22 protein-coding genes are annotated in these 22,314 nt (G+C 66.3%); 11 read left to right on the top strand and 11 right to left on the bottom strand.

All coding sequences use genetic code 11. The features are described 5' to 3' along the window. Window positions 1-504: 504 nt before the first annotated feature. Window positions 505-2,493, bottom strand: coding sequence for a 3-hydroxyacyl-CoA dehydrogenase/enoyl-CoA hydratase family protein (locus F3H13_RS06090; RefSeq protein ID WP_149798163.1), 1,989 nt, complete (start codon window positions 2,491-2,493; stop codon window positions 505-507). A gap of 131 nt (window positions 2,494-2,624) precedes the next feature. Between F3H13_RS06090 and F3H13_RS06085 the strand changes: the two genes are divergently transcribed. Together F3H13_RS06085 and F3H13_RS06080 are read left to right on the top strand one after the other, a co-directional pair. Continuing rightward, the gene (locus F3H13_RS06085) at window positions 2,625-3,221 is read left to right on the top strand and encodes a DNA-3-methyladenine glycosylase family protein (RefSeq protein ID WP_149798162.1); all 597 of its coding nucleotides are present in this window, start codon (window positions 2,625-2,627) and stop codon (window positions 3,219-3,221) included. 174 nt (window positions 3,222-3,395) lie between these two features. Beyond that, window positions 3,396-3,677 (top strand): HalOD1 output domain-containing protein, encoded by a 282-nt coding sequence (locus tag F3H13_RS06080; protein ID WP_149798161.1) that lies wholly within the window; start codon window positions 3,396-3,398, stop codon window positions 3,675-3,677. A 430-nt stretch (window positions 3,678-4,107) separates the two neighbouring features. Here the strand turns inward: F3H13_RS06080 and F3H13_RS06070 are convergent, their stop codons facing one another. Beyond that, the gene (locus F3H13_RS06070) at window positions 4,108-5,463 is read right to left on the bottom strand and encodes a putative ATP-dependent zinc protease (protein WP_188128007.1); all 1,356 of its coding nucleotides are present in this window, start codon (window positions 5,461-5,463) and stop codon (window positions 4,108-4,110) included. Between the two features lie 110 nt (window positions 5,464-5,573). Here F3H13_RS06070 and F3H13_RS06065 point away from each other — a divergent pair, with 110 nt between their 5' ends. Then, the gene (locus F3H13_RS06065) at window positions 5,574-6,617 is read left to right on the top strand and encodes a succinylglutamate desuccinylase/aspartoacylase family protein (RefSeq protein ID WP_149798159.1); all 1,044 of its coding nucleotides are present in this window, start codon (window positions 5,574-5,576) and stop codon (window positions 6,615-6,617) included. A gap of 22 nt (window positions 6,618-6,639) precedes the next feature. Here F3H13_RS06065 and F3H13_RS06060 read toward each other — a convergent pair whose 3' ends face one another. Both F3H13_RS06060 and F3H13_RS06055 read right to left on the bottom strand, forming a co-directional pair. Next, a complete protein-coding gene (locus tag F3H13_RS06060) occupies window positions 6,640-7,164 on the bottom strand; it encodes a hypothetical protein (protein WP_149798158.1) in 525 nt (174 codons plus the stop codon). 488 nt (window positions 7,165-7,652) lie between these two features. After that, complete coding sequence (locus F3H13_RS06055) at window positions 7,653-8,417, bottom strand: pirin family protein (protein ID WP_149798157.1); 765 nt, start codon at window positions 8,415-8,417, stop codon at window positions 7,653-7,655. Between the two features lie 171 nt (window positions 8,418-8,588). Here F3H13_RS06055 and F3H13_RS06050 point away from each other — a divergent pair, with 171 nt between their 5' ends. Further along, on the top strand, window positions 8,589-9,197 hold the full coding sequence (locus tag F3H13_RS06050; protein WP_149798156.1) for a class I SAM-dependent methyltransferase: 609 nt from the start codon (window positions 8,589-8,591) through the stop codon (window positions 9,195-9,197). After that, window positions 9,194-9,598, top strand: coding sequence for a hypothetical protein (locus tag F3H13_RS06045; protein WP_149798155.1), 405 nt, complete (start codon window positions 9,194-9,196; stop codon window positions 9,596-9,598). Before F3H13_RS06050 ends, F3H13_RS06045 begins: the two co-directional genes overlap by 4 nt. Window positions 9,599-9,631: 33 nt before the next feature. Here F3H13_RS06045 and F3H13_RS06040 read toward each other — a convergent pair whose 3' ends face one another. The 4 genes from F3H13_RS06040 to F3H13_RS06025 form a co-directional block, all read right to left on the bottom strand. Further along, window positions 9,632-10,969: an OFA family MFS transporter gene (locus tag F3H13_RS06040; RefSeq protein WP_149798154.1), complete on the bottom strand. Its 1,338-nt coding sequence runs from the start codon at window positions 10,967-10,969 to the stop codon at window positions 9,632-9,634. Window positions 10,970-11,854: 885 nt separating this feature from the next. Beyond that, complete coding sequence (locus F3H13_RS16700) at window positions 11,855-11,995, bottom strand: DUF7563 family protein (protein WP_432508932.1); 141 nt, start codon at window positions 11,993-11,995, stop codon at window positions 11,855-11,857. Between the two features lie 4 nt (window positions 11,996-11,999). Beyond that, window positions 12,000-13,430, bottom strand: coding sequence for a Fe-S cluster assembly protein SufB (gene sufB, locus F3H13_RS06030; RefSeq protein WP_149798152.1), 1,431 nt, complete (start codon window positions 13,428-13,430; stop codon window positions 12,000-12,002). Window positions 13,431-13,604: 174 nt separating this feature from the next. Then, window positions 13,605-13,901: a hypothetical protein gene (locus tag F3H13_RS06025; protein WP_149798151.1), complete on the bottom strand. Its 297-nt coding sequence runs from the start codon at window positions 13,899-13,901 to the stop codon at window positions 13,605-13,607. Between the two features lie 387 nt (window positions 13,902-14,288). Between F3H13_RS06025 and F3H13_RS06020 the strand changes: the two genes are divergently transcribed. Both F3H13_RS06020 and F3H13_RS06015 read left to right on the top strand, forming a co-directional pair. Beyond that, window positions 14,289-14,849 carry a universal stress protein gene (locus F3H13_RS06020; RefSeq protein WP_149798150.1) on the top strand — a complete coding sequence of 187 codons (561 nt, stop codon included), beginning with the start codon at window positions 14,289-14,291 and terminating at the stop codon, window positions 14,847-14,849. A gap of 70 nt (window positions 14,850-14,919) precedes the next feature. After that, window positions 14,920-15,972: an NAD(P)/FAD-dependent oxidoreductase gene (locus tag F3H13_RS06015; RefSeq protein ID WP_149798149.1), complete on the top strand. Its 1,053-nt coding sequence runs from the start codon at window positions 14,920-14,922 to the stop codon at window positions 15,970-15,972. A gap of 100 nt (window positions 15,973-16,072) precedes the next feature. Here the strand turns inward: F3H13_RS06015 and F3H13_RS06010 are convergent, their stop codons facing one another. Next, entirely contained in the window at window positions 16,073-16,360 is a 288-nt protein-coding gene (locus F3H13_RS06010) for a hypothetical protein (RefSeq protein WP_149798148.1), read from the bottom strand. 337 nt (window positions 16,361-16,697) lie between these two features. On the opposite strand from F3H13_RS06010, the gene F3H13_RS06005 reads away from it, so the two are divergent. Both F3H13_RS06005 and F3H13_RS06000 read left to right on the top strand, forming a co-directional pair. Further along, a complete protein-coding gene (locus tag F3H13_RS06005; RefSeq protein WP_149798147.1) occupies window positions 16,698-16,997 on the top strand; it encodes a DUF7344 domain-containing protein in 300 nt (99 codons plus the stop codon). A gap of 57 nt (window positions 16,998-17,054) precedes the next feature. Further along, entirely contained in the window at window positions 17,055-17,975 is a 921-nt protein-coding gene (locus F3H13_RS06000; protein WP_149798146.1) for a DNA adenine methylase, read from the top strand. Between the two features lie 585 nt (window positions 17,976-18,560). Here the strand turns inward: F3H13_RS06000 and F3H13_RS05995 are convergent. After that, window positions 18,561-19,361, bottom strand: coding sequence for a glycoside hydrolase family 16 protein (locus F3H13_RS05995; RefSeq protein WP_149798145.1), 801 nt, complete (start codon window positions 19,359-19,361; stop codon window positions 18,561-18,563). Between the two features lie 136 nt (window positions 19,362-19,497). Beyond that, window positions 19,498-20,742, bottom strand: a complete 1,245-nt coding sequence (locus F3H13_RS05990; protein WP_149798144.1) for a glycosyltransferase — start codon at window positions 20,740-20,742, stop codon at window positions 19,498-19,500. A gap of 306 nt (window positions 20,743-21,048) precedes the next feature. On the opposite strand from F3H13_RS05990, the gene F3H13_RS05985 reads away from it, so the two are divergent. Continuing rightward, complete coding sequence (locus tag F3H13_RS05985; protein ID WP_149798143.1) at window positions 21,049-21,498, top strand: universal stress protein; 450 nt, start codon at window positions 21,049-21,051, stop codon at window positions 21,496-21,498. After that, window positions 21,498-22,307 (top strand): DUF63 family protein, encoded by an 810-nt coding sequence (locus F3H13_RS05980; RefSeq protein ID WP_149798142.1) that lies wholly within the window; start codon window positions 21,498-21,500, stop codon window positions 22,305-22,307. Before F3H13_RS05985 ends, F3H13_RS05980 begins: the two co-directional genes overlap by 1 nt. Window positions 22,308-22,314: the final 7 nt, after the last annotated feature.

Here is a 22,314-nt window from a genome sequence, read left to right as displayed (position 1 = left end):
GAATTCGGTCGGTCGCCGTCGTTCCCAGCAACCGCGACTGTATTTAAATAGCCGGCAGCGACCGGACCCCAGATGGGAATGTCAGTTTTTCCCAGTGGCGCGTGCCGGTGAGCGGCCGCTGGCCGCGAACCGCACGCGCGAGGGAGTCGCTGGCTCCCGGAGCGAAGCGGAGGGTGCCAGCGACGAGGCTGGGGAGGCGTGAGGCGCGGTTGCGGTGCTGTGCGGGGTGGGATTCGAAGGGGCAGCCGCGAGGCGAGCGCAGATGACGTAAGCACCGCAGCGAGTGAGCAGAGCGAACGAGCGAGGAGCGCAACGAGTGTGCGCTCGCCTCGCGGCTGGGGCTTCGGTGGTGTTCATGTCGATCAGTTGTTTATAACAAGTATCGTCTTCCGGCTGAGAGACTAGGGCTTCAGTGGTGTTCGTTGGCACTCCGCGAGTAATCACTTATAAATGCGCGGTCGGAGACGCGACCGTTTCCACTACCACGGCCGACCCGCTCGCGCCTTATTTCCCTTCGAACTCGGGCTCGCCGTCGCCCATGAACGCCGTGACCCCCTCGATGAGGTCGTCGGTGTTCATCACGTGGCCGAAGCCCATCGCCTCCACTTCGAGGCCGGCTTCGTTATCCGTCCGCCCGGCGTGGATCGCGCGCTTCGTGTACTTCTGGGCGATCGGCGGGCCGCCGGCGAGCTGCTCGGCCAGCTCTTGGGCCCGCTCGTCGAGCTCGTCGCCGGGGACGACCTCGTTGACGAAGTCGTAGTCGGCCATCGTCTCGGCGTCGTAACGGTCGGCGGTGAGGATGATCTCCTTCGCGCGGCCCTCGCCGACGATCCGGGCGAGCCGCTGCGTGCCCCCCCACCCCGGCAGCAGGCCGAGGTCGAGCTCGGGCTGGCCGAGCTCGGAGCGCTCGGAAGCGATCCGCATGTCCGCCGCGGTCGCGAGCTCCATCCCGCCGCCGAGACAGTAGCCGTCGATGGCGGCGATCACGGGTTTGTCGGACTCCTCTAACTTGCCGAACGTCTGCTGGCCCTGCCGCGACAGCTCGACCGCGTGAATCGGGTCGGCGCCGCCGGCGGCCATGCTCTGGACGTCCGCGCCCGCGGAGAAGGCGCGGTCGCCGGCGCCGGACAGCAGGATCGCCCGCACGTCGTCGTCGGCGTCGAGCTGGTCGATCGCGTCGGCGAGCTCGTCGAGCACCTCGCCGCTTATCGTGTTCATCCGGTGCGGGCGGTCGATCTCGACGTGGCCGACGCGGTCCGCAACCTCGACGTTCAGCACCTCGTAGTCGGGGCCGCCGTCCGCGTCGCCCGCGTCTCCACCTCCGGCGCCGCCGCGGAACCCGCCGGACTCGGCGGCCTCGCGGAGGTAGTCGGTCGCCTCGTAGCGCGCCTCGCCGGTCTCCTCGGCGAGCGCGTCGAGCGTCTCGACTAAGGCGTCGAGCCCCTCCTCGTCCGCGAGCTTGGCCGGACCGTCGGGGAAGCCCGCGCCGAGCTTGACGGCCTCGTCGATGTCGTCGGCGTCGGCCACGTCGTTGCCGATGAGGCCGGCCGTCTCGTTGGCCATCACCGCGAGCAGGCGGCGGCGGACGTCGTCATCGAGCGCGTCGCTCGGGATCTGGGCGCCGTCGCCGTCCTCGTAGTCGTAGAAGCCCTTGCCCGTCTTCTTGCCGAGGTCCTCCGCTTCGACCTTCTCGCCGAGCAGCGGGCAGGGCCGGTAGGCGTCACCGAGGACCTCGTGCATGTACTCCAACACGTGGTAGCCCACGTCGATGCCGACCTGGTCGGCGAGCTCGAACGAGCCCATCGGCAGGCCCATGTCGAACTTCGTGGTGGAGTCGACCGCCTCCATCGTCGCGTCGCCGGACTCGACGATCCACGCCGCCTCGTTCATCAGGGGCACGAGGATGCGGTTGACGATGAAGCCCGGGCTGTCCTTCCGGACGCGGACGGGGGTCTTCCCCATCGACTCCGCGAGCCCCTCGATCAGTTCGAGGGTGTCCTCCGAGGTGTGTTTCCCGGAGATGACCTCGACGAGGTCCATCCGCACCGGTGGGTTGAAGAAGTGCATGCCGCAGAAGCGCTCGGGGCGGTCGGTGACCTCCGACAGCTCGGTGATAGAGAGGCTGGAGGTGTTGGTGACGAAGACGGCCTCGTCGGGCGCGAACTCGACGACCTCGTCGTACACGTCCTTCTTGATAGCCATCTTCTCGGGGACCACCTCGACAACGACGTCGGCACCGTCGAGCGCGTCCTCGAGGTCGACGAACGCGTCGACGCGGTCGAGCGCGGCGTCGGCCTCGTCGTCGCCGATCCGGTCCTTCTCGGCGAGCTTGCCGAGCGACCACTCGATCTGGTCGTACCCCTCCTGGACGAGCTCGTCGTTGATGTCGCGGAGCGACACGTCGTAGCCGGCGAGCGCGGCTACTTCTGCGATACCGTGGCCCATGTTCCCGGCGCCAAGCACCGTCACACGCTGGACGTCTTCGAGTTGCATACTCGAACGGTCGGAACCGTCATGGTTGAACGTTTTCATCTTCCAAACGCGAAACGCACCGTTAGTTTATTCGGGCGACGCGGAACAGCCGAACCGAACTGTACTCCTGCCCGCGGCCCCATCTCCCAGACATGGACGACGACGTGGCGGCGACGCTGCGCGAGGACCCGACGATGGCGGCGCTAGTCGACCGGCACGGCCCGCTCGACGTCGCGCCCGCGGCCGACGAGTTCGCCCGGCTCTGTACCTCGATCGTAAACCAGCAGCTCTCAACCGCCTCCGCGAACGCGATCCGCGAGCGGTTCCTGGACGTGCTCGGCGGCGACCCGACGCCCGAGCGCGTCCTCGCCGCCGACGAGGACGCGTTGCGCGAGGCCGGCCTCAGCGGCACGAAGGTCGAGTACCTGCGCAACGTCGCGGCCGCGTTCCGCGACGACGAGCGCGACTTCACCCGAGAGGGGCTGGCCGGCGTGAGCGATGAGGCGGTCGTGGACCGGCTCACCGAGATACGTGGCGTCGGCGCGTGGACCGCGCGGATGTACCTCATCTTCGCGCTCGGGCGCGAAGACGTGCTCCCGCTCGGCGATCTGGCGGTGCGGAAGGGGATCGAGCAGGTCTACAACGACGGCGAGGCGCTGTCGCGCGCGGAGATGCGCGAGATCGGCGAGGCGTGGCGCCCCTACCGGAGCTACGGCACGCGGTACATCTGGGCCGAGTACGAGTCCTAGGGGGGTGTCTGCGGTTCGTGACGGGGGCACGACCCGCGGCCGCCGGTGCGGTCGGCGGTGCGGTCGCGCTTTGCCGCGGCCGGCGATGCGTTCTGGCTCCGTCGGGGCCGACACGAGACTACCCCGATACCGGCTGGTAACAACCGACTTGCCGCCGGCGACGGCATCGTGCGTATGGGAGACTCGAGGGAGTTCTACTACGAGCCCGACGAGGACGAGGAGCTGAGCACGGAGGTCGTGACGGCGGTCGCGGAGGCGCACGACGAGGACGTGCTCGAACAACGGTGGGTCATCAGCGAAGACATCAACGCGGACGCGCTCGACGGGTTGTTCCAGGAGAACAACCTCAAGATGACCCTCCAGTTCGAGGCGGACACGACGACGGCCACGATCATCGCCGACCGCGACGGCAGCCCGGTCATTAAGATCGAGTCGCACCGACAGGATAGGTCTTAGGCGAGACGTGATCCGGGACTCCGCGGCGAACACCGCCAAAACGAAGTCGTTTGTTTATAAGTGATTGATGTTAGATCGGCGGAGAACGCTTCCAAAGCCCCAGCCGCTCGCTTATAAATAGGCGGCAACAGGCCGGCGGAGAACGCTTCCAAAGCCCCAACCGCGAGGGCTCGGTGCGCTCGCTGCGCGCCTCGGTCACTCACTCCGTTCGCTCCCTCGGTGCTTTCGTCGCGCGCCTTCGCCCTCACGGCTGCCCCTTTGAGTCCCGCCCCGCCCAGCCCCGCAACCGCGCCTCACACCTCCCCAGCCTCGTCAGTCGCCTCCGCTCCGCTCCGGCGACTGACTCCCTCGCGCGTGCGATTCGCGCCCTGCGGGCGCTCATCGGCACGCGCCACCGCAAGGGTTCAGAAATCGTCGATTTCTATCCTCGCTACTCCTCTTCTTCGAGTATCTCGCCCGCCTCGTCGCGTTCGGTCTCGTCGGTGTCGGCGCGCCGGCGCACGTCGACCCGGTAGTCGGTGAGGATGTCGCGGCCGAGGAGGAGGGGGTACTCCATGTGGCCGCGGTCCTCGACGCTCGCGGTGACGGTGTGCTGGTTCCCGCCGATACCGATGACGAGGTCGACGACGGGGCGGGCTTTCCCTCCCTTCACGCTGCCCGACTTGACGCGTGTCATGCTCTTAATCGGGCCGGCACCGATCTCGGCGGCTAACTGGGTGTCGATGCTCGTCCGGGTCGCGCCCGTGTCCGACTTCGCGAGCGCCTGCGTGGAGCCGGAGGTGCCGGTGACGACGACCTCCTCGATGTAGCCGATGTCGGGCTGCTCGGTCGAACTCGGCTTCGGCGCCGGCGCGCAGGAGGGCCGCGAGTCGTCGAGGGTCGCGGCGACGCGCTCGACGGCGTCGTCGTCCACCTCGCCGCCCACCGTCTCGATCGCGAGCTTCGCGATGTGGGGCGCGGGGCTCGTGCCCGTCGCCTCGAAGAGGCCCTTGAACCCCGCGGTGGGGTTCACCTCGAGGACGTACCAGCCGTCGTACCCCTCGACGAGGTCGACGCCGGCGTAGTCGAGCCCCATCACCTCGGCCGCGTAGAGGGCGGTGTCGGCCGCCTCCTCCGGCATGTCGTCCGTGGCGTCCTCGACCGCGCCGCCGAGCGCGACGTTGGTCCGCCAGTCGCCCTCGGGCGCGTAGCGGTACATCGAGCCGACGATCTCGTCGCCGACGACGTACACCCGCAGGTCGCGGTGCTTCTCGTCGTCGCGGTCGATGAGCTTCTGGAGGAACGCCTGCCGGTTGCCCACCTTCGGGTTCACGCGCTCCGTGAGGTCGACCTTCCACGTGCCGCCGCCGTGGGTCCCGATCGCGGTCTTGTACACGCCCACGTCGCCGAACCGCTCGCGGCCCTCGTTGAGGCGGTCGTTCGACAGCGCGAGCAGCGCGTCGGGCACGCGGATGTTCCAGTCGGCCAGCGTCGCGGCCGTGGCGAACTTGTGGATCGACGCCAGCACCGCGTTCGGCTCGTTCAACATCGGCCGGATGCGCTCGAACGTCGCCGCCAGCCCTAGTAGCTCCGCGGGCTGGTCGGTGTTCGACAAGAGGAGGCGGTTCGCGATCACGTCGACCGCGGGCTCGACGGAGACGTCGCCGTCCTCGACGCTGACCGCGGCGTTCTCCTCCCGCAGCCACACGGGCTCGTGGCCGAGGTCTTCGACCGCGTTACAGATCGCCTTCGTCTCCTTGCTGTTGTGCAGCGACAACACACCCACGCGAACCGAGTCCGAACTCATACGCGTCACTGCGTGGGCCGACCTAAAAGACGCGCCGATCGCTCCTGCGGGTCGGGAGACCGGATCCGCGGGCCGCCATATATATACCCAGCGCCGTGTTCCGCTCGAGCATGAGCGACGACCGGGCGTTCACGTACAACGGCGGGGCGGTACCGCCCGGCGAAACCCAGAACATCCGCTACGGAATCAGCGAGACGTACCTCGGCGACCCGGTGCGGATCCCGGTCACCATCGTCAACGGCGAGCGCGACGGGCCGACCGCGTACCTCACCGCCGCCGCGCACGGCGACGAGCTCAACGGGATCGAGGTCGTCCGCGAGGTCGCCCACGAGTGGGACCTCGCGGAGCTGGCTGGCGCCCTCGTTTGTCTCCCCGTCCTCAACGTCCCCGGCTTCCTCGCACAGCAGCGCTACCTCCCCGTCTACGACCGCGACCTGAACCGCTCGTTCCCCGGGAAACGAGGGTCGACGAGCTCGAAGCGGATGGCACATCAGATTTACGAGAACTTCATCGCGCCCTGCGACTTCGGGCTCGACTTCCACACCTCCACGCGCGGCCGGACGAACATGCTCCACGTCCGCGCGGACATGACCGACGAGGCGGTCCACCGGCTCGCGATGGCGTTCGGCTCGAAGGTGATCATCGACAGCGACGGCCCGAGCGGCACCCTCCGCGGCGAGGCGACCGACGACGGAATTCCGACGATCACGATAGAGATGGGCGAGGCCCACCGGTTCCAGCGCCCGCTGATCGACGACGCCCTCGCCGGGGTCCGCTCCGTCTTCGCGGAGTACGGCCTGCTGGAGACCGACACGGTGCGCTGGCCCGGCTGGCGCACGATCGTCGCCGGCGCGGGCGAGAAGACGTGGCTGCGCGCCGACTCCGGCGGCATCGTCGACACCCACTTCGAGAGCGGCTCGCTCGTCCGCGAGGGCGAGCGAATCGCGACGATCACCAATCCGTTCAAGGAGGACGCGGTCGCGGTCGAAGCCCCCTTCACCGGCCTCCTGATCGGCCTCCTGGAGAACCCGGTCGTCTACCCCGGCAACCCGCTGTGTCACCTCGTGGAGATTGGCGAGTCGACCCGCCGGGCGATCGAGGCCGGCGACGCGCCGAAGCCGGTCGGTCAGCCGGCGTCGACGGCCTCCGAGTAGCGCCGCACCGCCTTCCCCCTCGTCACTCGGCCCCGAGCCGTCCCCGGAGTCCGACCGCGGCGCCGGCGACGATCGTGAGGAACCCGACGAGGAACGCGACCGGCTGGAGGACGACTCGCTGGGCGACGACGGCGCCCGGCTCGCGCTCGACGGTCCGGGTCCAGAACTCGTACCGCTCGCCGTCGCGCTCGACGATCAGCAGCCCGTCCCCGAGCGTCGGGTCCGTCGGGTACGACAGCGAGTCGACCCGCTCGTCGGGCGCTTCGACGCCGAACCCGCCCTCGGGCGCATCGCGAGCCCGGTCGAACGCCGCGCGCGCCGCCGGGTCGAGGTCGTCGTACGCGACGACGGCGTCAGAGGTGTTGGACTCGCCCACTTCGTCGCTCGCGGGCGACTCGATGCCGGCGACCGACCCCTCCCCCACCGGCTGAACGGTGTGCGTGTAGGCGGGGTCCGGCTCGCCGACCGCGACGGGGAGGAACAGGGGGTTCGCCATCAGGAGCACGCCGAGCGCGACGAGCCCGGCGGCCGCGAGCGGGGTGCGCATACGCCGCGTTCGGCGGGCCGGGAGTTGAGCCTTTCCGACTTGACGCGCATTTATAAATGGTTACTGGCAGACCGGCGATAGACACCTCCACAACCGCAGTCGATAGCTTATAAATCGCTGCCGATTACTCTCCGGCGAACCCCTCCAAAGCCCCAGTCGCGAGGACGCCGCACACTCGTTGCGCTCCTCGCTCGCGCCGCTCGCTGCGGTGCTTACGTCGTCTGCGGCGTCCTCGCGACTGCCTCTTTGAATCCCGCCCGACTGCGACCGCAAAGCACCTCACACCTCCCCAGCCTCGTCGATGGTCCTCCGCTTCGCTCCGGACCATCGACTCCCTCGCGCGTGCGATTCGCGCCCTTCGGGCGCTCATCGGCACGCGCCACCGCAGATTCTTTATAAGTAATCGTCGGCGGCGCTCGGGGTATTTAAATACAGTTTCCTCGCAGCGGTCCGATTCGCAAACGCCCGAAATCGGTCTCACCGTCCCCTTATCGCCCGATCGTCCCCTGCCGCGTCACGGGCGCGTCGGGGTCGACGAGGAAGGCGACGGCCGTTGCGCCTTCGTCGCCCGCGGTCACGGTCGGCGGGGCGCCGTCGCCCGTCCACAGGACGCTCTCCGTCTCGTCGAGGGCGACGCCGTCGACGTCGGCCGCGCCCTCGAAGACGTACACGTAGGCGTCCCGGCCCTCGATCTCGGGCAGGGTCCCGCCCGCGTCAGCGTCGAGGCGGACGTCGTAGCAGTCGACCGCGTTGCGCACGGTGAACGGGTGATCGGCGCCCGCGGGCGCGAACACGCGGCGCCACTCGTTCGGCTCGGGGTCGGGCAGCGGCCCGTGCTGGATCCCGGGCTCCAAGCCGAGCTCCGTCGGCCGGACGAATATCTGGAGCATCCGGAGCGGCGGGTCGTCGGCGAGCGTCTCCTCCGCGTGCCAGAACCCGGATCCGGCGTTCATCACGAGGAGGTGTTCGGCGTCGGTGACGAGCTCGTTGCCCTCGCGGTCGTCGTGGCGCATCACGCCCGCGGGGACCCACGAGACGATCTCCTCGTCGCGGTGCTGGTGCATCCGGATCAGTGTCCCGGGATCCATGAACGACTCGACGACCGTCGAGAGCGGGCCGTACCCGTGGTCGTCGTGGTCCGAGAGATTTCGACCCGGGAAGTTGAACCGAGTGCGGAACTTCCCTTGGTCCTGAAAGACCTCGGAGCGGGGCGCCGGGTGGAGTCCGCGGTCGACGGCGGTGGTAAAGTCCATTACCAACTGGTAAAATCTCTGTCGACAAAAGCCGTCCGGTGGGGGCGACGAGCGGCAGGTGGGCGGGAATCGGGGCGTGGGCGGGAATCAGGGCGTCGACGGCAAACGAGGCTGGACGGCGTCCCGCGGCGGCGACGCGCTCTTTTGCCCCGAACCCCACGTTTCGGTATCGTGACGACCGTCCTCTCGGACCGCGACCGACGCAAGCGCGACGACCGGCCGGACGAGACGTTCTACGCCGACCCGCGGTTTGTCACCCACGCCGACGACGCGTTCCTCGACCGGCTGACGTCGCTGTACGCGTCGGCGACGGCGCCCGGCGACCGCGTCCTCGACGCGATGAGCAGCTGGGTGTCGCACCTGCCGGACACCGAGTACGAGCGCGTCGTCGGTCACGGGCTCAACGAGGCCGAGCTGGCGGCAAACGACCGCCTCGACGAGTTCGTCGTCAGCGACCTCAACGACGGGCAGTCGCTCCCGTTCGCCGACGACTCGTTCGACGCGGTCTGCTGTGCGCTCTCGGTCCAGTACCTCCAGTACCCCGGCCCGACGTTCGCGGAGTTCGCGCGCGTCCTCGCGCCCGGCGGCACGGTCGTCGTCAGCTTCTCGAACCGGATGTTCCCGACGAAGGCGATCCGCGCGTGGCGGGCCGCCTCGATGGACGAGCGCGCCGACCTCGTCGAGCGCTACCTCGCCGCGGGCGGATTCGAGGTCGCCGAGCGCATCGCCGAGCGCCCGGACGGGGACCCCTTCTACGCCGTGGTGGGGACGCTCCCGTGACCCCTCGCCGCGCGGCGGTCGCGCTGTTCGACCTCTCGCTCGTCGTCGCGCTCGGCGCCGCCGCGCGGTTCGCGCACGCGTTCTGGTACCGCCTCTTCGCGTCGAGCGTCGCCGGCGACCTCGCTGGCTCGGTCGCCGTGGGCCTCGTGTTCGGCGCCGGGCACGTCCTCGTCGCCTCCGGGGACCGACTCTTCGCCCCCGTCGGGAGAGCCGCGGACTCGTGGGTGTGGCGCCCGCGCCGAGCCGCCGCCGCGGTCGCGACCGGATTCCTGGTTCACGCCGCGGTGGCGCCCGCGTTCACCCCGTTCGGGCTCGAACCCCGCGGCGTCAACAGCGTGTTGACGGTCGCCGGCGTCGCGGTGGGCCTCTGGTCGCTCGCCGTCCGTCGAGCGACGCGGTAGGCCCCCAGCCGGGAGGGAGATGAGGTCGGCCGGTCAGTCCGCGGCCGACGGCTCCGTCGACTCCAGTCCCGACCCGCTCGGCGGGCGGAGGACGAATACCGCGAGCCCGGCGGCGACCGCGAGCCCGCCGCCGAGGATGAAGGTGGGGTTCCAGCCCATCGTCGCGACGAGGTAGCCGGCGGCGACCCCGGAGAACACGCCGCCGCCGACCTTCGCGGTGTACAGCACCGCGTAGTTGCCCGAGGAGTTGGCCGCGCCGTAGTAGTCGGCCAAAAGCGACGGGAAGAACACGTACAGCGGCGAGGAGAAGAACATCGCGCCGAGGACGAACGCGACGAACACGGCCCCGTTGCCGGCCTCTCCGGCGCCGACGAGGCCGACCCGGAACAGCCCGGCGAGGAGGAACGACCCGGCCATCACGCGCTTGCGGTCGAACCGGTCTATCGCCTCGCCGAGGATCATCCGCGAGACGCCGGCGGCGATGGGTAAAAGCGTCGCCGAGAGCGTCGCGATCAGCTCCGCGAGACCGAAGTTCTCCGCGAACTGGACCACGTTCGCGATGACGAGGAGGTCGGCGCTCGCCATCGCGATGAACATCGCGAACAGCAGCCAGAACTGCCACGTCGAGAGCATCTCGCGCGTCGAGTAGTTTCGGCCGCGGATCGACGCCGCGAGGCCCTCGTCGTTTCCGTCGTCGCCGTCGTCGTCTTCGCTTTGCCGATCCAGCCAGTCTTTTGGTGGGTCCCGGAGGAGGAACGAGCCGACGAGCGTGACGACTAAGATTCCGATCCCGATATTGCGGAGAACGTCGCTGTACGCCGCCACGGTCGCGTTCGCCTGGACGTACGGGACGACGAGGGCGCTCCCCGCGGCGAACGCCATCGTCCCGATTCCGGTCGTCAGCCCGGTGCGATCGGGGAACCACTTGACCGCGGTGTTGACCGCGACGGTGTAGACGATGCCGACGCCGACCGCCCCCAGCGAGTACAGCAGGTACAGCTGCCAGAGGCTCGTCGCGTACGCGAGGCCGATGTACCCGCCACCGGCAAGCAGCGCGGCGAGGAACGTGAGCGCCCCCGGCCCGCGGCTGTCGCGCCACTTGCCCGCGGGGAACTGCGAGAGCGACTGGAACACCACGTAAAAGGAGAAGACGGCGCCCAGCGCCGGCAGCGCGATGTCGAGCCCCTCGGAAAGCTCCGGCGAGATGGACGACCAGACGTACTGGTACGGGCTCACCGCGGCCATCATCCCGGCCGCGGCGGCGATCTGCCACCACCGCGAGAAGCCGAGCGTCTCGGCCGCGCGCCCGGCGTAATCGATCCCGCCGGCGTCGTCGTCCGCGGGACCTCCCTCGTCGTTCGCCTCACCCATCGTTGCCGTCCGTCGACCGCGTGGTGCTGTTCGGTGTCATTTCGTGTGCCTCGGTCGCGACGCGGGGCTTCCCCGTCGCGCCGCTCGGGTGCGTACCGGTACTGTTCGGACTGACCGATTAAAACGCGTCGTTGGGGACGTACTTGCCTCGTCGACCCGCGACCGAATCGCCTCTGACAACCGGCGACGCGCAGAGCGCGTCCGGGTCCGTCGCAGTGCGTCTCCGTCGGGGAGGATCCGGTCTGCTCGCTGCCCTCCTCGCCGGCAGCGACCTCGCTCGGTGACCGTGTTTTTTCGCCTCTATCTGTGATAACGGATCCACCGGGGTTCGGGCGGTAGAGACCCCGTACCACTCTGTTGGTCGGGGGGCAAGTCACTCAGTTCTTATTTGACGTCTCCATCGGTGACTTCGGCAACAGCCTCTTGATTGCCTTCAGCCGTTACCTCGTCGTATTCACTCCCGTGACGGGGGCAGAATAGACGCCGCCGACTGTGTGTCGTCTATCTTTCCATCACGGGCTCTGAGCCGACATCGAGTCGCTGATCCTGACGCCGTGCGCGGTAACTCTCGTCGCGACGGCGGATGGAACCGACCACACCGTCTCGGTGGGTACGGTCACTCCATCGATCGCGAGACAGACGAGTTTCCCTCGTCCGCGCCGCGCCGCAATCACAAACTCGAAGAGACGTGACCGGTCGTCGGTCGCCGTCACGTGGATCGTCGAGAGCCCGTTCGCGCTCTCCCACGTTGTCGTGTCGACGACGCCGAGCTCGCCTGCTGGGGTGACAGTCGTCGAGCCGCAGGCTGGACAGGACCCGTCGTGCGGGGCCGTTCCGAGGTATCCGTAATCGGTTTCGCACGCGAAGCAGTGTTCCATGGTCTGACTAGTACCGATCCACGATCGTCTCTGCGATGTGTGCCCGACCGGAACACGCCGGACAGGCAACTACGTCACCGCCGTCTAACCCGAACACGGTCACAAACTGTTGTGAGACGTGTGCTCCGCAGTGGGCGCACTCCGGCATCGAATTACCCCAGCGAGCCCTCCATTTCGAGTTCGACGAGCCGGTTGAGCTCGACGGCGTACTCGATGGGCAGCTCTTCGGTGATGGGCTCGATGAAGCCCGAGACGATCATCTGTTTGGCGTCGTCGTCGTCCAGCCCGCGGGACTGGAGGTAGAAGATGTCCTCGTCGCCGATCTTGCCGACGGTCGCCTCGTGGGCGACGTCGACTTTCGACTCGTTGATCTCCATGTACGGCATCGTGTCCGAGGTGGACTCGTTGTCGAACATCAGCGCGTCGCACTCGACGGCGGTCGAGGAGTTCTCGGCGCCGTCGGCGATGTGGACGAGGCCGCGGTAGTTAGTGCGGCCGCCGTCTTTCGCGATAGATTTCGACTCGACCGTGGACTTGGTGTCGGGCGCGTTGTGGTACACCTTCGCGCCGGTGTCGATGTCCTGGCCCTCGCCCGCGAAGGCGATAGTGATGTGGTTGTCGGAGGCGCCGCGGCCTTTCAGGATCGTCGAGGGGTACAGCATCGTCGCCTTCGAGCCCATCGATCCGGAGATCCACTCCATGCGGCCGCCCTTCTCCGCGATGGCACGTTTGGTGTTCAGGTTGTACGTGTTCTTCGACCAGTTCTGGACGGTCGAGTACTGGACGTGGGCGTCCTCGTCGACGAACACTTCCACGCCGCCGCAGTGAAGATTGAACTTCGAGTATTTCGGCGCCGAGCAGCCCTCGATGTAGTGGACCTCGGAGCCCTCTTCGGCGATGATGAGCGTGTGCTCGAACTGGCCCATCCCCTCGGAGTTCATCCGGAAGTACGCCTGGACCGGCATGTCGACCGTGGTGTTTTCGGGGACGTAGACGAACGAGCCGCCGGACCAGATGGCGCCGTGAAGCGCGGCGAATTTGTTGTCGCTCGGGGGGACGCACTTCGTCATGAAGTGCTCGCGGACGATCTCCTCGTGCTCTTGGACCGCCTCGTCCATGTTACAGAAGATGACGCCCTTCTCCTCCCAGCGCTCCTGCATGTTCTGGTAGACGACCTCCGACTCGTACTGCGCGCCGACGCCCGAGAGCGCGTTCTTCTCGGCCTCCGGGATGCCCAGCTTGTCGAACGTGTCCTTGATGTCGTCCGGGAGCTCCGTCCAGTCGTCGACGCCGGCACGAACGTCGACGTCCGGCCGAATGTAGGGAACGATCTCGTCGACGTCGACCTCGCTCAGGTCCGGCTGGCCGGGCCAGTCGGTCGGCATCGGCATCTCCTGGAACTGCTTGAGCGCGCGCAGGCGGCGCTCCAGCATCCACTCCGGCTCGTCTTTGTCCTCCGAGATGACGCGGACCGTCTCCTCGGTGAGGCCTTTCTCGCTTTTGAAGGCGGAGTTCTCCTCCTTCTTGAACTCGAAGCGAGCCTCGGTGTTCGTCTCCTTGAGATCGTCTTGTTTTGAACTCATCAAAGTATTCTTCAGAGACTACGAATATAAGTGTGATGCGCTAGAACATACGCTTGTAACCTATATAAGTTTCTTTAACGAAAGTGAATAACTCTACGAGGTTTAATTTGGTTTCTCTGGTTAATAGAATTTAATATGTGGGGGAGGGGCTACTCCGTATAAATGGGAACGCCGTCACTCGGTAGCGAGAACGACTCGACAGCACTCGATCGCCGCTTCGATATGGCGGTCGGCGACGGCGTCGTCCGTTTCGTCAGCCGACTCGAGCAGTGTGGCAACTTGGCGAACCCGTTTCCGTCTGGTTTGCGTGTCCAGATCGTCACTGGTGGCATCGCGGGCGACGGCTTCGGCCTCGCCGAGCCACCGGTTCGTCGCTGGCGGTACCGGGCGGTCTGCGGTCGCAGTTAGGTGAGTCGCCAGCGCGTCGACCGCGGCCCGCGGCTCGGTCGGGACGTCGAATTCGTCGGTCATGGTTAGTGTATCGGCACCCACTGTGAAGAACTGTTGCGCCAAGCCACACTCCAGGTGCTCGCGAACGTCTCCAGCCGAGCACGACCCCCAGTTAGCCAGTGGCACCGTCAACCGAACCGAGCGGCCGGCAGTCACCGCCGCGGCGGCGCACGCTCCTCGATCGGTCTCGGGCCGAAGCGTCCGATAGTTTCTCGAATTCGCCGTTCGGCTGGATAGACGTTTATGAAGAAATATCGGGGATCTCTGATAGAATACTACAATATATGCGGGAGTACGACTGTATAAATAATGATAATCGTCTATACTGTCGAAAATCGTTAAGTGGCGCCTGCCCGAAGAGTAAATCGAACAAAACGGCCCTCCGCAAACGGGCCAAGCCTCCCACACATGTCCGCCGAAATCGACACCGACGCCACCGACGCCACCGACGCCGCCGACGCCGCCGATCCGACCGCGACCGCAGGGTCCGAGGGCTCGACTGTAGCCGCCGAACCCGCCGAGGGCGCCGCCGCAGACGGCGACCGCGTCGGGTCCGTCTTCGACCGCGTGCTCGTCGTCACCGGCGACGACGAGGCCGGCCGCGCCGCGGTCGACGCCGGACTGGACGTCGCCGCCGCCCACGGCGCGACGGTCGACGCGCTGTACGTCGTCGACACGACCGAACACTGGGACGTGGCCGTCGAGCGCCGCGAGCGCGCCGGCGAGGAACTCGTCGAGGACGCCGCGGCCCGCGGCGAGGCGGTCGGCGTCGACGTGGCGAAGCGGTTCCGGTACGGCACGCCCCACGAGGAGGTCCTCGACTTCGCCGACGCCCACGACGCGGACCTGATCGTGGTCGGGTCGGCGCGCCGCACCGGCCTCGACCGGCTCGCCCACCCCGAGACGGTTCCCACCCGGGTTCAGCGGCGCGCGTCCGCGCCTGTGCTGGTCGTCGGCGCCGACGACTGACCGCGTCGTACGGCGCCGCCGACCGCGGTGCGGGAGGACCGGTTAAGTGGATCGGCCCCCAACAGTCGGTGTGACTGACGTAGGCATCGTCGGCGCGGGCGCGGGGGCGGCCGCGGCGGCGTTCGTGGTCGACGGCACCGTACCCGACGCGGACGTGACCGTGCTGGAGAAGTCCGGCGGGCTCTGCGGGCGCGCGGCGACCCGTCGCCACGGCGATCTCACGTACGACTACGGGGCGAACTATCTGAAGAGCGACGACGACCGCGTCGTCGAACTGATCACCGAGACGCTCGACGACGAGGGGCTCGTCGACGTGACGGAGCCGGTGTACACGTTCGAGGCCGACGGCGCGGTGTCGCCCGGGCGCGACGCGGACGGGCACAAGTGGAGCTACCGGCAGGGGCTCACCCAGATCGCGAAGCGCCTCTTCGGCCGCACCGATGCGACCGTCCACCGACGGACTCGGGTCGAGGCGGTTCGGCGGGTCGACGGCGCGGACGGCGACGGCCGATGGGAACTCGATGACGCCGACGGCGAGACCCACGGCCCGTTCGACGTGCTCCTCATGAACCCGCCGGCGCCGCAGACGGCCGAGCTGCTCCGGACCGCCGAGTGGGACGACCCGCTCCGCGAGACGCTCGCCGAGGCGGTCGGCGCGGTCGAGTACCGTAGCGTCTGGACCGCGGTCCTCCGCTACCCGTTCGCGCTCGACGTCCCCTACTACGCGCTCGTCAACACCGACAAGGAGCACGCGGTCGGCTGGATCTCCCGCGAGGAGTGTAAGGCCGGCCACGTCCCGGACGGCGAGACGCTGCTCGTCGTTCAGGCCAACGACGCGTGGTCCGACGCGCACTACGACGACGACCCGGTCGAGAACGTCGCGTCGCTCGCCGGTCACGCCGCCGAAATCGTCGGCGACGAGCGCTTGGCCGACCCCGCGTGGACCGACCACCAGGGGTGGCGCTACGCGCTCCCCGAGGGCGGCGTCGACCGCGGGCCGGTCGACTCGGCGCGCGACGCGGGGCTGTACCTCCTCGGCGACTGGGTCGCGGGCGAGGGACGGCTCCACGCCGCGATCGCGAACGGGCTCGACGTCGGCGAGCGCGTCGCGTACGGGATCTAAAAACCAGGGACGGCGGTGCGATCGACAGCGCCGTCGCTGCCCAGGAAACGACTTTTCCGAAGTAGCGATGCGAGAGCGGTCCGAACCGCGGTCGGAGCGCTTAGTTCGTCGTGATGCGGTACTCAACGGTGCCCAGTCCGGGGAGCGTGAGCGTCTGGACCCGACCGCTACGCCGTCGGAGGGTCCGCAGAACGGACCGCGAGAGGACGGCGAGCGCGACGGTCCCGGTCAGGAACGCGACGGTCGCGACGGGGTACGCGAACGCGACGAATGGAACGACGACGAGCGCCAGGTACACGAGCGTCCCCAGCGGTGAGCGACCGGCGGGCGGCGACTCGGAGCCGATCGAGCGGTGCGCCTCCGCCGAGGTGATAGAGCCTTGGTACATATCTCACCGTACGTTCTCGGCCGACTAAAACCTTTCACTTCTCAAATAGGTTTTGAGAAACGATACCACGGAACACGCACGCAAAACATCTGAAACGGTTGTTCATGGGGTGTAAGTAGTAGCATGGTACGCGTTGGTATACTTCTCATATTTCTGTGAGGTGTCGCGTCATACGGTGCTCGTCGCACTCGGTCCGGGCGGCGTTCGACGGACGCGGACAGGTCGCGGTCCCGGGCGCGAATCGCACTCGTCGGCGTTCTCGGGGAGCGAGCCGCGTCGCGCTCGGCGGTGCTTTTATTCCGATCCAACGACTTTCGTAGATACGGATAGACACACGATGACACCGGACATTCCCACATCCGATCCGGCGGCCGCCGTCGCGGCGTCGGAGCGCAAGCGCGTGGTCGCCGGCCTCGCCGACGGCGTCGTCGAGACCGTCGCGGACCTGCGCGTTCGCGGGCGGGCCGACGAGATCGCGGCCGAGCTCCGCGAGACGCACCTCCCCGCCTTGGAGGAGGCCGGCTATATCGAGTGGGACCGCGAGGCCGGGACCATCGAGCCCGGCCCGAACTTCGAGGAGGCCGCGCGCCACGTCGACGACCTCCCGCTGCCGGAGGTCGAGCCCTCCGACGACTGACCGCCGCGGACGCGGCCCGGGACGTTTATGCCCGGGCGCGGGCGACACCCGACAGCGATGGCCGAGCCGATCCTGAAGTGGGCCGGCGGGAAGCGGCAGCTGCTCGACGAGCTGTACGCCCGGTTCCCGGCCGAGTTCGGTCGGTACCACGAGCCGTTCGTCGGCGGCGGCGCCGTCTTCTTCGACCTGGAGCCGCCCCGCGCGACGGTCAACGACGCGAACCCGCGGCTCGTGAACTTCTACGAGCAGGTTCGCGACCGCCCGGACGAGCTCATCGGCCGGCTCGCGTCGTTCGACGACCCCGAGAGCGACCCCGACCCGGACCACCCGTACGCCGAGGCGACCGCCCGCGGCCGCGACGTCGACGCCTACTACTACCAGCAGCGCGCGCGGTTCAACCGCCGGCCGTACGAGGGGGAGTTCGACCCACTGGAGGAGGCGGCCCTCCTCTTGTACCTCAACCGCACCTGCTACAACGGCCTCTACCGCGAGAACGCGGACGGCGGGTTCAACGTCCCGGTCGGGCGGTACGCCGACCCCGACTGGGTCCAGCGCGACCGGATCCGGCGCGCGAGCGACCTGCTCGCCGACGCCGAGATCCGCAACGAGGACTTCGCGTACGTCCTCGACGCCGCCGAGCCCGGCGACCTGGTCTACTTCGACCCGCCCTACGAGCCGATGAGCGCGACCGCGAACTTCAACGAGTACAGCGCGTCGGGGTTCGACCGCGAGGACCAGCGCCGCCTGCTCGACGTCGCCGCCGAACTCGACGACGCCGGGGTGTGGGTCGTCCTCTCGAACAGCGGCGTGATGTACGACGCGTACGCCGAGGCCGGGTTCCGCGTCGACCGCGAGGACGCGACCCGCGCGATCAACAGCGACGCCGACAACCGCGACGCGGTCGACGAGATCGTCGCGACCAACGTCCCGCCCGTCGAGCGCCGGGAAGCCGGGCAGCGGGAACTGCCCGATTTCTGAGCCTGCGGCTTCGTTGAAATGCTTGGGGTTCGATATTTTTCGTCCTCGATCGCTCAGTACTGCCTGCGAATTGACCGACACAGAGCGTATATGTCGTGGCCAGTCTTGGCTTCACTGTCACAAAATATACGAGACACCGATCCTAGCACAAAGGCTATATCTGTGAAAATTGATATGAATACTTCTTCTGGATCACTTACGGAGGTGCGAGGAGAAAGCCCCGCCGTTCACGGCAGGGATGAATCCGACACCCCTACACGAACTACGTTCGACGCACTGAACGGATGTTTTAACTGAGTTGGAACTGTAGATAAACACAACCGAGGCGGTCTACCCGCCCCACTAATCGGACAATATCGGGATTCCCTAATTTCAGGCGGAAGACACCCTCTTCCGTGCCGAAATAGGGTACAGGCAATAAGAAGTACCTCCGAATCCCATGCCGGGATAGGGGTAACGGCTGGTTGGCACCGCCAGTAGCCGTCAGCAAGACGGCTACAAACCGTGAACATCCCAAACCAGAGGTACAGTGCCGTGGGAATCTTCGCCCTTCAGGGCGGAGAGGATGTCAAAGCCAGTACAACATCACGAGTTCAGTTCCCAGACTCGGACCCAATCGATGGCAAGTCGTTCTGTCCATCGCTCATTGAGATTTGCTTGCCCAATCCGGTTAACATGGTTTGAGAAGATCAGGCCGAACGGGCGGGCTTCAGGGGCAGTCAGTGACTGGATCATCGCTGGTGGTGAGGAGCGTGTTACGACATGGTTCCCGTTGAAGTACCACTCGACTCGATCTTCAAACACCGCACAACCGTACGTATTGAAACTCTCCGTGAGATCGGTTCCACTGTCCATTGAGAACGGGTTATCGGTATGGGATTCTCTGTCATTTGGCTCGCCCGACTCGCTCCAGTGAACATTCACGTGAAGTTGCTGGCGTTCCGATTCTGGATTCTCTCCCGGTTGGAACAGTTCAATAATATCTATCTCCGGTGGCCAATTCATATTTGCCGGGTGCATCCAGAAGGCGGGTAGGATACCGGTTCTTCCGGGAAGTTTGAGCCGTGCCTCAACGTACTGCCCCCTTGTCGGGTCGATCGGAATACCCGCTGTCGGGTGATGGGGCTCTCCCCCGGTACTTGAATTAATCACACCCTGATAACAACCACTCGGGCCAGTCCCTTCAGATTCTATTGTCAGTTCACATATCCTGTCGTTGACTGTCACGTTGTCCGCACGCACTGTCGCATCATCATTTGGAATCCAGTCTTCGGGGTCGATGAACCCGACTCCCCATCCATCCGTATCAAACGACTCCCACTGTTCGTCGACGACGAGTTGCCACTCACCATCTGGACCGCTACCGGATTGTGTATCACGTGACATTATCTCGTCAAACCCAGAACGAAGACAGCCAGCGAGACTCACGGATCCGACGGTAGCAAGTAAAGCCCTTCGCCGAGAGCGATCTGAAACCACTATCTGTGATTTTGCCCGGAATTATATTAATCCACACCACCAATCAATCGTCTAATACTACCGCCTCGAAACCGCCGTCTTCGATGAGGAGCTCTTCGCCATCATGATTCTCCAAGTCACCTTCTCCAAGCCATGGATTCTTTTTCTCTATTGTTTTCGGTGAAACTTTTTCAGCTATTGGTGCGACCTTTTCAGTCACAGCGAAGGTCTCCACGGGAGAGATCCATCCCCACAGAGCGCCAACGGTGTTTAAGACGACCAAAAGGGGTGTCAGCGGGATAGCCAGTAGGGGAACCCGTTCTCGTCGGATATACACGAACACGCCGACGAGTGTGATCACGAATAAGACGAGAAACATCGCGAGTGAGCCGAATTGATAATATATCGGCTGTGGAAGAAACTGTGGAAATAAAAACAGCAGCAGTGACATGACGGGGATTAGTGGAGACAGCGACCACGCAACCATCCGGAACCCAAGAAAGAGACGGTACTTCTGTGGAAGCAAGTCTGATGACTGTTGGGTACCGGCAAACCACCGTCGCCGCTGTCGAAACATTCCTCGAAGCGACGGTGGGGCCTGATTCCGAAACTTCAGATTCAGAACTCGGAAATCAAGGTCGCCTGCCTGTGCTGCGCGCCAAATAAAATTCGTGTCTTCTGTGATCGTCTCTGTATCCCACGTAATCGCATCTTCTAACGATTTTCGAATGGCAATGCCGCCACCCCATGCGTAGAGTGGATATTTGAACCGACCGAAGGCACGTTGCTCGTACTGATAGCCGATACGGAATGTTTCTGATAAATACGCGATCCACGAGCCGGTGTACAGTGGCATCTCGGTGATCTGGACAACGTCCGCGTCGGGCAAGCCCCGGAATTGCTGGACGATGGTATCTTCGTCCAAATACAGAATAAACTCATGAGAGCATGGAACGTTTCGACGGGCCCATTCGAGCGCACGTCCCTTGTGTCGGGCCTTACAGCCGAATTCATCGGGGACTACGTGTACTGTTGCCCCGCTAATTTGGATATCTTCTTCCGCAATAACTCGAATATCATCGACCCCATCTGGGACCGAGTTAACTGTTGCTTGAACGACTGATTCGGCACCAATCGTCAATATCCGCACCTGTACGTCGTCGTGACCGTATGCCAGTTCATCAGCCGAGACTAACTGGTTGCGAGCGAGAACGAGGACTTCGTATAGCCAAAACAAAACAGACAGCGAGTACAGAACAAAGATACTCCAGACAAGAGTCAATACGGCAAGTGTGAGCACGGTTGCCATGACGCACAAGGCTATTTAAGTACTTACTTCTTTCGGTGAGTCTGAAACAGCAGAATTAGCATATCCGCCGGTGTTCGATGTGGGATTGTAGTCCAAGATTTGAAACTGGTAGGATTCTCGTCGGTCAGTTCGCACGCTTCAGCGACCAGTCGTTTCAGGCGAGAATTCGTCTGAAGAAACGGATTCAACAGGAGCGCCTCGACGGAATCGCGCAGACCGGGGTACCGCGAACATCGCGGACCCGTGCGGTCGTCGGACCGCTCCGTTGGGGCGGGCTTTTTGACCTCCCCCGCCGACGGGTCGGGTATGACCGATCTCGACATCGACCTCGTCCTCGTGCCGGTCGACGGCAGCGAGGAGTCACACGAGGCGGTCGATTACGCCATCGCGGTCGCGAGCGAGTACGGCGCGAGCGTCCACGCGCTGTACGTCCTCGACGAGGAGGTCGTCCGCGCCATCGACCACGGCGTTGTCGACGAGCGCGAGGTGGCCGACGACTCCGAGGCGTTCACCGACTCCGTCGCGCGCCGCGCGGAGGCCGCCGGGGTGCCTCACAGCAACTCCATCGCGTACGGCTTCTCCACCTCGGTGAAGACCGTCCACCCCGGGAGCGTCGTCCTCGACACGGCCGAGGAGCTGGAATCGGACTTCATCGTCGTCCCGCGCGAGCCGGTCTCCGGCGACCCCGGCGAGGTGCTGGGGAAGGCCGCGGAGTACGTCCTCCTCTACGCGAGCCAGCCCGTCCTGTCCGTCTGATGGTCGGCGGCCTCCTCCCGGCGGGCACGACGCTGCCGCCCGCGCCGTACCTCCTCGTCGTCCTGCTCGCCGCCGGCGGGGTCGTCGCCGCGCTCCGCCGACGCCGCCCGCGGGTCACCGCGCGTCGCGTGCTGGCGCTCGCGCCGTGGATCGTGCTCGGCTCCGCGGCCCACGTCCTCTACGTCGTCGACGCGCTCCCGTCCTCGCTCGCCCCGTTCGCCGGCTCGCCGACCGTCTACCTCACCGTCGGAACGCTCGCGGGCGCGGCGTGGCTCGCGGCCGACGCCGTCCGTCCGGACCGCGTCGCCGTGACGCTCGCGGTCGCCGGCGGGCTCCTCTTGATGCCTGTCGTCGCGGTCGCCGTCGGCACCGGACTCTCCCCCGCTGGCGCGCGCTGGTCGGCGGTCGCGCTCGCGCTCACCGTTCCGATCGCGGGCGCCGCCTGGGTCGGCCTGACGCGCGTCAGGCCCGAGGCCGCGATTACCGGCAGCGTCGGCGCGCTCGCGGTGTTCGGCCACGCGCTCGACGGCGTCTCGACCGCGGTCGGGACGACCCAGCTCGGCTTCGGCGAGCGCACGCCGCTCTCGCGGCTCCTGCTGGAGGTCGGCGGACTCCCCTCGCTCCCGGTGGTCGGCGAGGGATGGCTGTTCCTCCTCGTGAAGCTCGCGGTCGCGACCGCAGTCGTGTGGCTGTTCGCCGCCTACGTCCGCGAGGAGCCGGGAGAGGGGTACCTCCTCTTGGGGTTCGTCGCGGCGATGGGGCTCGGCCCGGCGGCGCACAACCTGCTGCTGTTCTCCGTGGCGGCGTGAGGCCGGC

This window comes from Halorubrum xinjiangense (genome assembly GCF_900102375.1).
Lineage (GTDB): Archaea > Halobacteriota > Halobacteria > Halobacteriales > Haloferacaceae > Halorubrum > Halorubrum xinjiangense.
The sequence above is the reverse complement of the archived record's forward strand: the minus strand, read 5'-3'. Positions and strand labels throughout refer to the sequence as shown.